Annotated in this window: 12 protein-coding genes; 4 read left to right on the top strand and 8 right to left on the bottom strand. The window is 72.6% G+C overall.

Features of this window, described 5'->3' with window-relative positions; genetic code table 11:
- The coding region (locus ACFRMQ_RS33450; RefSeq protein WP_380734516.1) for an alpha/beta hydrolase family protein at nucleotides 1-1,111 on the top strand (1,111 nt) is incomplete at its 5' end.
- Nucleotides 1,112-1,165: 54 nt separating this feature from the next.
- The gene (locus ACFRMQ_RS33445) at nucleotides 1,166-1,957 is read left to right on the top strand and encodes an HAD family hydrolase (RefSeq protein WP_380734515.1); all 792 of its coding nucleotides are present in this window, start codon (nucleotides 1,166-1,168) and stop codon (nucleotides 1,955-1,957) included.
- Between the two features lie 141 nt (nucleotides 1,958-2,098).
- Here the strand turns inward: ACFRMQ_RS33445 and ACFRMQ_RS33440 are convergent, their stop codons facing one another.
- The 4 genes from ACFRMQ_RS33440 to ACFRMQ_RS33425 all read right to left on the bottom strand — a co-directional run bounded on the left by ACFRMQ_RS33440 (nucleotide 2,099) and on the right by ACFRMQ_RS33425 (nucleotide 5,261).
- Nucleotides 2,099-2,749 carry a GNAT family N-acetyltransferase gene (locus tag ACFRMQ_RS33440; RefSeq protein ID WP_380734513.1) on the bottom strand — a complete coding sequence of 217 codons (651 nt, stop codon included), beginning with the start codon at nucleotides 2,747-2,749 and terminating at the stop codon, nucleotides 2,099-2,101.
- Between the two features lie 133 nt (nucleotides 2,750-2,882).
- A complete protein-coding gene (locus ACFRMQ_RS33435) occupies nucleotides 2,883-3,689 on the bottom strand; it encodes a hypothetical protein (protein ID WP_380734512.1) in 807 nt (268 codons plus the stop codon).
- Between the two features lie 34 nt (nucleotides 3,690-3,723).
- The gene (locus tag ACFRMQ_RS33430; RefSeq protein WP_380734511.1) at nucleotides 3,724-4,554 is read right to left on the bottom strand and encodes an alpha/beta fold hydrolase; all 831 of its coding nucleotides are present in this window, start codon (nucleotides 4,552-4,554) and stop codon (nucleotides 3,724-3,726) included.
- A gap of 41 nt (nucleotides 4,555-4,595) precedes the next feature.
- Nucleotides 4,596-5,261: a DUF4097 family beta strand repeat-containing protein gene (locus tag ACFRMQ_RS33425; protein ID WP_380734510.1), complete on the bottom strand. Its 666-nt coding sequence runs from the start codon at nucleotides 5,259-5,261 to the stop codon at nucleotides 4,596-4,598.
- A gap of 252 nt (nucleotides 5,262-5,513) precedes the next feature.
- Between ACFRMQ_RS33425 and ACFRMQ_RS33420 the strand changes: the two genes are divergently transcribed.
- The gene (locus ACFRMQ_RS33420) at nucleotides 5,514-6,248 is read left to right on the top strand and encodes a helix-turn-helix domain-containing protein (RefSeq protein WP_380734517.1); all 735 of its coding nucleotides are present in this window, start codon (nucleotides 5,514-5,516) and stop codon (nucleotides 6,246-6,248) included.
- A 165-nt stretch (nucleotides 6,249-6,413) separates the two neighbouring features.
- Here the strand turns inward: ACFRMQ_RS33420 and ACFRMQ_RS33415 are convergent, their stop codons facing one another.
- The 4 genes from ACFRMQ_RS33415 to ACFRMQ_RS33400 all read right to left on the bottom strand — a co-directional run bounded on the left by ACFRMQ_RS33415 (nucleotide 6,414) and on the right by ACFRMQ_RS33400 (nucleotide 8,122).
- Complete coding sequence (locus ACFRMQ_RS33415; protein WP_380734508.1) at nucleotides 6,414-6,623, bottom strand: DUF397 domain-containing protein; 210 nt, start codon at nucleotides 6,621-6,623, stop codon at nucleotides 6,414-6,416.
- Nucleotides 6,624-6,725: 102 nt separating this feature from the next.
- A complete protein-coding gene (locus ACFRMQ_RS33410; RefSeq protein ID WP_380734507.1) occupies nucleotides 6,726-6,938 on the bottom strand; it encodes a DUF397 domain-containing protein in 213 nt (70 codons plus the stop codon).
- A 100-nt stretch (nucleotides 6,939-7,038) separates the two neighbouring features.
- Nucleotides 7,039-7,248, bottom strand: coding sequence for a DUF397 domain-containing protein (locus tag ACFRMQ_RS33405; protein ID WP_380734506.1), 210 nt, complete (start codon nucleotides 7,246-7,248; stop codon nucleotides 7,039-7,041).
- Nucleotides 7,235-8,122, bottom strand: coding sequence for a helix-turn-helix domain-containing protein (locus tag ACFRMQ_RS33400; protein ID WP_380734505.1), 888 nt, complete (start codon nucleotides 8,120-8,122; stop codon nucleotides 7,235-7,237). Before ACFRMQ_RS33400 ends, ACFRMQ_RS33405 begins: the two co-directional genes overlap by 14 nt.
- Nucleotides 8,123-8,395: 273 nt before the next feature.
- Here ACFRMQ_RS33400 and ACFRMQ_RS33395 point away from each other — a divergent pair, with 273 nt between their 5' ends.
- The gene (locus ACFRMQ_RS33395; protein ID WP_380734504.1) at nucleotides 8,396-8,833 is read left to right on the top strand and encodes an ATP-binding protein; all 438 of its coding nucleotides are present in this window, start codon (nucleotides 8,396-8,398) and stop codon (nucleotides 8,831-8,833) included.
- Nucleotides 8,834-8,924: the final 91 nt, after the last annotated feature.

Here is an 8,924-nt window from a genome sequence, read left to right as displayed (position 1 = left end):
CCCCACGTGCGCCCCCGCACCCGACGCTCCCCCCGCGCCCGCCGCCCGGCCGCCGCACCTGAGACTGCCCGCCCCCACCGGAGACCACCCCGTCGGCACCGCCCAGCTCCTCCTGAGCGACCCCGCCCGCACCGACGCCTGGGCCCCCACACCCCGCCCCCGCGAACTGCGCGCCCGCCTCTGGTACCCCGCCGCCCCCGGCGCCGGCGGCCCCCGCGAGCCCTGGATGAGCCCCGCCGAGACCGCCCACCTGCAAGCCGCCTACTTCGGCGTCCCCGACGCCCGCCTCACCTGGCCCACCACCCACGCCCGCCCCGGCGCCCCCGCCGACCGCACCCGCCGCCACCCCGTCGTCCTCAACTCCCACGGCTCCGGCGCCGACAGCTCCTTCAACACCGCCCTCGCCGAGGAACTCGCCTCCCACGGCCACGTCGTCGCCGCCCTCGACCACACCTTCGACGCCGGAGAAGTCGAATTCCCCGGCCACCGCCTCGAAACGCGCGAGAAGGCCCGCGTCCAGGCCATGACCGACGCCGAGATCGTCGCCTACCGCGCCGCCGACACCCGCCTGCTCCTCGACCGCCTCCACCACGGCCCCCTGCCCGCCGGCCTCGACGACGCCCTCGACCTCGACGCCGTCGGCATGTTCGGCCACTCCATGGGCGGCGCCACCACCGCCCAGGCCCTCCACGACGACTCCCGCATCCTCGCCGGCGCCGTCCTGGACGGCCCCCTGTTCGGCACCAGCGCCACCGCCGACCAGGCCCGCCCCCTGCTGCTGATGGCCTCCGGCTGGGACAGCCCCGCCCGCGACACCATGTGGGACACCCTGTGGCCGCACCTGACCGGCCCGCGCCGGCGCCTGACCCTCACCCGCTCCGGCCACCTGTCCTACTGCGACCTGCAACTGCTCGTCCCCCAGGGCCAGTCCGCCTTCGCCTGGCCCGCCGACCAGCTCGAACACTTCCTGGGCACCGGCGACCCCCACCGCGCCGTCGCCGCCCAACGCGCCTACCTCACCGCCTACTTCGGCCTCCACCTGCGCGCCATCCCCACCACCCTGCTCGACGCGCCCTCACCCCACTGGCCCGAGATCCGCTTCGACGCCTGACCCCTCGCGTGCGGGATCATGAGGAGCCCCCCACCCGGCAACGGAAGGCCCCCCATGCCCATCCGCGGCGTGCTCTTCGACGTCGACGACACCCTCTTCGACTACACCGGCTCCGAACGCGCCGGCATCCTCGCCCACCTGCGCCACCTCGGCCTGCTGCACCGCTTCCCCGACCCGCGGGCGGCGGCGCTGTGGCGCGAGGTCACCGACGAGCAGTACGCCCGCTTCCTGGCCGGTGAACTGACCTTCACCGGCCAGCAGCGCGAACGCGCCCGCCGCTTCCTCGCCCGCCTCGGCGAGTCCGGCGGGGCTGTGACCGGCGGGGCTGTGGCCGAAGGGGGCATGGCCGAAGGGGTCACGACCGAAGGGGGCATGACCGTCTCGGCCATGACCGACGAGGCCGCCGACACCTGGTTCGCCGGCTACACCGCCCACCGCGACGCCGCCCAGGCGGCCTTCCCCGACGCCGCGCCCGTCCTCGCCGCCCTCGCCGCCACCCACCGCCTGGGCATCGTCTCCAACTCCTCCACCGCCCAGCAGCGCCGCAAACTCCACGCCACCGGCCTGCTGCACCACTTCCCCGACACCGCCATCGTCTGCTCCGACGAACACGGCGAGGCCAAACCCGCCCCGGGCATCTTCCTGGCCGCCTGCGCCCGCCTCGGCCTGCCCCCCGAGCACGTCGCCCACGTCGGCGACGACTACGCCCTCGACGCCCTCGGCGCGCGCCGCGCCGGCCTCCACCCCTTCTGGCTCGACCGCGCCGCCGCCCACCCCGCCCCACCCGACCCGGGCATCCGCGTCCTGCACACCCTGACCGCCCTCCCGGCGGCCCTGCGGGCCTGACCCGGAGGCGCCGCCGCCACGGAGCGGGCAGCCGGCCCGGCCGGCTTCCCGCGCGGGTCCCATGGGGAGTCGAGGGGTGGGGCGCCCGGGGCACGGGAAGGCGGCCCGCCGCCTTCCCCCGCCCAGGCCCCCGGGGGCCGGTCAGGTGTCGAGGCCGAAGAGGGTGCGGCAGGCGTCGCTCAGGCCGGTGACGGTGACCGGGGTGCGGGCGTGCTCGGCCCAGGACTCGGGGGTCAGGCGCAGGCGCCGGGAGACGACGACCTCGCCGTCGAGGACGTCGCGGGAGATGCCGTCGTCACGGTAGCCGAGCCTGCGGGAGACGGCGAGGGAGGAGTGGTTGTCGCGGAAGGACAGCGAGGTCGCCGACCGCGTGCCCAGCTCCGCGAAGGCCAGGTGGAGCATCGCGGCGCGCATCTCGGTGCCCAGGCCCTTGCCCTGGTGCTCCAGGCCGAGCCACGAGCCGGAGACGATCTCGCGCCGCACCCCGTACTGCTGGGCGCGCAGGTCCTGGACGCCCACCGGGCGCCCCTCGTGGAAGGCGACCAGGTCCAGCGCCCAGTCCTGCGCCGTCCAGCGGCCCAGCCGCGCCCAGTGCGACTGCACGACGTGCCGGGCGCGTTCGGCGGGCGGCAGTTCGCCCCAGGGCGTCAGGAAGGGCCGCTCCCGGGGAGGGTGGACGCCGCGGGCGGCGACGTCGGCCACCTCGGCGAGTTCGTCCTCGGTGGGCAGGCGCAGTTCCAGGCGGGGCGAGGTCACGCGCAGCCCCCGCAGGGGCCAGTGGTCGGCGATCATCGCCCCAGTGTGCCGAGCGACCGCGCCGGACGCACCGTCATTTCCCCCGCGCCCCGGGGCGATCCGGACCTCAGGGCGCCCAGGACGTCGGGGGAGTGGCTTCAGGGCGCCCAGGACGTCGGGGGGAGCGGCTTCAGGGCGCCCAGGGCAGCCGCAGCGCCTCGATCCCGGCGTCCTCCAGCAGCGCCTCGACCAGGGCGGGCGGCCCGGCGACCTTGGTGGCCCACAGGTCGTAGTCGGTACACAGGACCCAGGAGCGGTCCTCGGCCCAGAGGTTGGACGGACTGAAGTGGGTCTCCGGGTTGTCGTACAGGAGCCCGGCGTCGCCCAGACGCCCGGCCCGCACGTGCGCGGCGGTGTAGTCGGCGTCCCGGCCGAGCGTCAGCGGACTGTAGTAGGCCAGGCAGCGGGTGCCGGCGCCCGCCGGGCTGTGCGCCAGGAGCAGGCCCGTCAGCCGCTCCCACGTCTCACGGTCCAGGCTGCCCTCGGCGGGCGGCACGATGCCGACCGGCCAGCTGCCCTCCTTCCTGACGGAGGGGAAGCAGCGGCGGGACGGCAGCAGCCCCTCGGGCACGGCCGACTCGCCGCCGCGCCCGGCGAGTTCCGCCCAGCGCAGCCGCCGCCAGCCCGCCCCGGGGTGCCCGGCGCGGCCCAGAACGCCTCCCGTGACGACGAGCCCCGCCGCGTCGAGGTCGATGCCCGCCACGACGTCCGGCGCCACGCTCCCGTCCGCCAGGCCCGCCCGCCGCTCCTCGTGGTACGACACCCCGCCCGGCCCCGCCTCGTGCTCGTACATGGCGTTGAGCACCCACGCCGCGTCGGGGCGGGGCGGCGGCATGAACCCGGTCAGGCCCTCCCCGCACAGCTCCCGCAGCCGGTCGGCGGCGGCGGACGGCGCGAGCGGCCACGCGCCCGACAGCGGATCCGGTTCCCCGTTCATGCGTCCATGATCCCAGAGGGAGGTGGCCGCGCCGTCAGTGCCCGTCGCCGCCCGGCCGGTCGAGGGCCGCGACCTCGCGCACCGCGTCGGCGACGGCACGGAAGTCCTTCCTCAGGATCGCGTCGTGGTCGCTGGCGACCTTCGCGCTGAGCCGGATGTGCGGATTGCGCGCGGCCACCGCCGGCACCGCCGCCCGGATCAGCTCCTGCTCGTCGCCCCTGCTGCCCAGCGAGGCCCCCGAGGCCAGCACGTACCGGGTCGGCACGGCGATGGCGTCCAGCACCGGCCCCAGCGCGCGGGCGCCGCCGATCCGGCCCAGCTCGATGTTGCACTCCGACATCTGCCGGTGGCCCATCCGCGGGGTCAGCCCGGTGGGGCGCAGCAGCACCATGAGCGGGTACCACCGCCGGAACTGCCGGCGGATGCGCCGCTCCAGCTCCTCGGTGAGCCAGTCGTACGGCTCGGCGCCCTCCACCAGGACCGCGCCGACGGCGCGCAGCGGGTTGCGCGAGGCCCAGTGCGCGGCGACGAACGCCCCGTAGGACCAGCCGACGAGCAGCGCCCGCTCCACGCCGCGCGCGGCGAGGACGGCGTCGACGTCCCGCACGGCGGCCTCGAAGGAGTAGTCCGCGGAACGCTTCGACCTGCGGCCGCGGGCCCGCTCGTCGTAGGTGACGTGCCGCAGGGACGGGCCGAGTTCGGCCAGCACCCGGCGCCAGTAGCCCTGGGTGGAGAACTGCCCGTTGAGGTAGACCACCGCGAGCCCCGGGCCGCCGGTGTCGGTGACGGCCAGGGCGGTGTCGTCGACCGCCACCATGCCGGTCCACGCGCTCGGACGGGTGGCGGGTGCGCTGTCGTGTGCCATGTCTTCCCCCTGTGTTGTCGGCCGGCGCGCGCTGCGCCGGGTCAGAGGCTGCGGGCGGTGATGTCACCCTGGGAGGTGGTGGCGCGGATGTCGAGCGCGGTGGTGCCGTCGTTGCGCAGCGAGCTGTTGACGCGGCCGTGGCCGGTGCGGGCGCTGAGGGCGGCGGAGACGCCGGCGGCGGCGCCGACGGTGATGCTCCCGGACTGGGTGTCCAGCTCGACGGTTCCGTGCCGGGCCTCGGTGACGCGGATGTCGCCGCGGGTGGTGGCGATCCGGGCGGGGCCGGTGAGGAGGCCGACCTCGATGTCGCCGTCGACGGCGGTCAGTTCCAGGCTCGCGGCCTCGTCGACCTCGGTGCGGCCGCACGCGCCGTCGAAGGCGACGCCGCCCAGGCGTCCGGCGCAGCGCAGTTGGGCGGCGGCCGCCGTGCCCTTGACGGCGGAGCCGGCCGGCAGGTGGACGGTGACCTCCACGGAGCCGGTGGGGCCGAGGAGTTGGTGCCCGGCCGCGGTGGTGGTGATCCGCAGGACACCGTCCGCGAAGGCCAGGGCGGTGCGCTCGGCGGCCTGGACGTCGCGGTTCCTGCCGGGCTCGGCGGGGCGGACCTCGACGGTGGTGTCGGTGCGGTCGGCGGCGATGAGCCGCACCCGCCCGCCGGGGACGTCCAGGACGACGGTGATCGGGGCGGGGGTGTCGAACGTCCGCATGGTGGCGCTCCTGTGTGCCGTGGCCGATCGGTGTTTCCGATATCGGAAACGCTACGTTGCTTTCAAGATCCTGACAACGTACTCGTTGCATCATGGCGGCATTATGGCAGGTAGATGGTGGGAAATCGTTGCAACGGGCCTGCGCGTCAACGCAACGAACGGTGGTGTGGTCGTTGCAATGGGTGGAAGGTGAACGCTAGGGTGGGCCCGACGGCCGGGAACCACCCGACCACCACCGCCGAGGAGGACGCGATGCCGGGAGGCAGGCTCACGCCGCACGAACGCCACCAGATCGCGCTGGGCCTGGCCGACAACCTGCCCTACGCCGAGATCGCCCGCCGCCTGGAACGCCCCACCTCCACCGTCACCCGCGAGGTCCTGCGCAACGGCGGCCCCCTCGCCTACCGCGCCGACCTCGCCCACCGCGCCACCGAACACCGCGCCCAGCGCCGCCGCACCGCCACCCCCTCCGGCGGCGCCCGGCCCGGCCCGCAGCCCCACGGACGCGACAGCGAGGCCGTCGCCGCCTACGAGGAACGCCTCACCGCCGTCCTCATGGGCTCCGGCCTCAACCGGATGGGAGCCCGGGTGATCACCTGCCTGTCCACCACCGACGACGGCAGCCTCACCGCCGCCGAACTCGCCCAGCGCCTCCAGGTCAGCCCCGCCTCCGTCTCCAAGGCCATCGCCTTCCTGGAGAGCCAGAGCCTGGTGCGCCGCGAACGCGACGAACGCCGCCGCGACCGCTACATCGTCGACGGCGAGCTCTACTACCAGTCCGTCATCGCCAGCGCCCGCGCCAACGACCGGGTCGTCGAAGCCGCCCGCGAGGGCGTCGCCGTCCTCGGCCCCGGCACCCCGGCCGCCGTCCGCCTGGAGAACATCGCCCGCTTCCTCGACCACATCAGCGTGAGCATCGTCCGCGCCGCCGACCAGGCCCGCGACGTCCTCCACGCCCAGCCGGCGGCCACGGCCGAGGAGGAGTAGGAAGCCGGCCGGTCCGACGTCCCACTCCCGGCCCTGCGGGGGTCAGGGCGCCCGGTGCCCGGCGGCCTTGTTGATGATCGTCCGCGTGTCCCGGCGAGGGCGTCGGCACCTTCCTGTGTGAGCTGCGTGAGAAGTCGGTGGGGTCGACTTCTCGCGCAGTGGTGGTCAGGGGTTGGGGAGTTCGCCGGTTTTGATGGCGGTGATGAAGGCCGTCCATGCGCCGGTGGGGAAGGTGAGCGCCGGCCCGCTGGGGTCTTTGGAGTCGCGGACGGGGATGATGCCGCTGTTGAGGAACGCGACCTCAACACAGGCGGATTGCGCGTTGCTGCGGGTGGACTTGAACCACACCGCTCCTGTCAGATCAACCGTTTTCATGGTTTCCTGCCACTTGGGAGATCGGCTGCTTCGGCGCCTGCTCGTGGAGTGCGGACAGGTCGCGTGAGAAGTCGACCAGGCCGACTTCTCGCGCAGTGCTGGTCAGGTGTTGGGGAGTTCGCCGGTTTTGATGGCGGTGATGAAGGCCGTCCACGCGTCGGTGGGGAAAGCCAGAGCGGGGCCGTGGGGGTCCTTCGAGTCCCGAACGGCCATGCCTCCAGCACGGACAACGGCACCGGCCTCTACGCAGTCGTTCGCCTGTGCGCTGTAGCTGCTCTTGTGCCAGCCTCGGGTGGAGATCGTCGGCATGGTCATGTGCTCACCCTCTTGTCCTAATCTCAGACCCACGATTCCGTTGCGATGGCGGTGACCGCAGCGATCGACTCGGCCGGGCCGACTTCTCGCGCAGTGGTGGTCAGGTGTTGGGGAGTTCGCCGGTTTTGATGGCGGTGATGAAGGCCGTCCATGCGCCGGTGGGGAAGGTGAGCGCCGGCCCGCTGGGGTCTTTGGAGTCGCGGACGGGGATGATGCCGCTGTTGAGGAATGCGACCTCAACACACGCGGACTGTCCGTTGCTGCGGGTGGACTTGAACCACACCGCTCCTGTCAGATCAACCGTGTTCATAGTTTCCTGCCACTTCGGAGATCAGCTGCTTCGACGCCTGCTCACTGAGCGCCGTCTCCCAGATGTTCGTGAACGCGGCGTCGTAGCGTTCCACTTCGTTGGGCTTGTCCAGGTACAGGTCGCCGGTGAATCCGTCCGCATAGACGGTCGACGGCTCCGTCTCGGAGCCGTCGCCGTTCAACGGGAAGCGCAGAATCCCGAACGGGCCCGACATGACTCCCAGATGTAGCCCCGCGCTGAACGGGACGATTTTGACGGTGACGTTGGGAAGCTCGCCCATCTCCGACAAGTGGGTGAGCTGTCCAGCCATGACGTTGCCGCCACCGATGGGGCGTCGCAGCACCGCCTCGTTGAGTACGACGTCGAAGACCGGCGGATCGGTGACCCTGGTGAGAAGCACCTGGCGAGTCGATCGGAGGTGAACTCGTCGTTCGATCTCCTCATCGTCGTCGTGAGGGTTGTGCGCTCGCATGACTACCCGTGAGTAGTCCTCCGTCTGCAACAGGCCGGGAACCAGCTCGCTCTCGTACCATGCGATTTTCGAAGCGGCCTCTTCCAGCCCGATGAAGAGGTCGAATCCTTCGGGGATCACGTCCCCGTAAGCGTGCCACCAGCCCCGGGCCTTGGTCTCCTTCGCCAGCCCCATCAGAGCTTCGGTCAGTTCGGCGGGTGCGCCGTAGACCTTGCACATGGCCTCAACATCGAGGCTCCGCAAGGATGTTTGACCTGTCTCGATGCGCCACATCTTCGCTTCCGACCACTCCAGCCGGCGCGCTGCCGCCCGCACCGTGAGTCGTGACCGGTTGCGCAGATCACGCAGGTACCGCCCGAGTTGCCTGCGCGGCACCGTCGATCCAGATCGCCCTTCTGGCATGGCCTTCCCCTTCCTCGCATCCAGTATGAAGCACCGTCAGCGCTCGAAATGAAAGCACCCGCGTGCTCGCTCCGCAATGAAAGTCAACCAAACGAGTTTCGCCGTTCGAGTCCCCCAAAATGAAGTCTTGCAGACTACTGAGAGGCGAGAGCAGACTACGGGCAGTAGTCCGCTGCTCGCACACGGTTATCATGACGGATGGTCACCCGGGCATTCCCATGCCGTGTTCGGGCCATCGTGCTCGCTGCGAGCCGAAGTTGGAGAGGCCCTGCCATGCCTGAAATGCCGGAGAAGCCGCCCACCCCCGCGAGCGAGAGCTCGTGGTGGCTGCCCAAGCGTCACGAGTCCGCCGGCGTCGCCCGGCGGGTGCTGCGCGCCTTCCTCGCCGGTCGCCCCGGCGGCGAACGGTTCCTCGACAGCGGCGAGTTGGTGCTCGGCGAACTCGTCGCCAACTCCGTGCTCCACGCCAAGACCCCGCCGGGCCGCCTCATCCTCGTCCGGCTCGACCTGCGCCCCGACTCCCTGCGCATCGAGGTGCACGACGCCGACGGCAGCCGTCCCCGCGCCCCGCGTTCCGCCGCCGAGTCCGAGGAGACCGGGCGCGGACTCCTCCTCGTCTCCCGCCTCGCCTCCGACTGGGGCTGCCGCCCCCGGGCGAGCGGCATCGGCAAGGCGATGTGGGCGCTCATCGGAACGGGAGACCCGACGTGAGCGTCGAACTCCCCTTCCCCATCAAGGCCGAGATCAAGGGCGTCACGAAGGCCGCCACCTTCACCCGCCTCGCCGACGCCCTCGACGCCAT

The organism is Kitasatospora sp. NPDC056783, assembly GCF_042789895.1.
Taxonomy (GTDB): Bacteria; Actinomycetota; Actinomycetes; order Streptomycetales; family Streptomycetaceae; genus Kitasatospora.
Note: the sequence above shows the minus strand (reverse complement) of the source record. Positions and strands in the feature narration are given on the sequence as shown.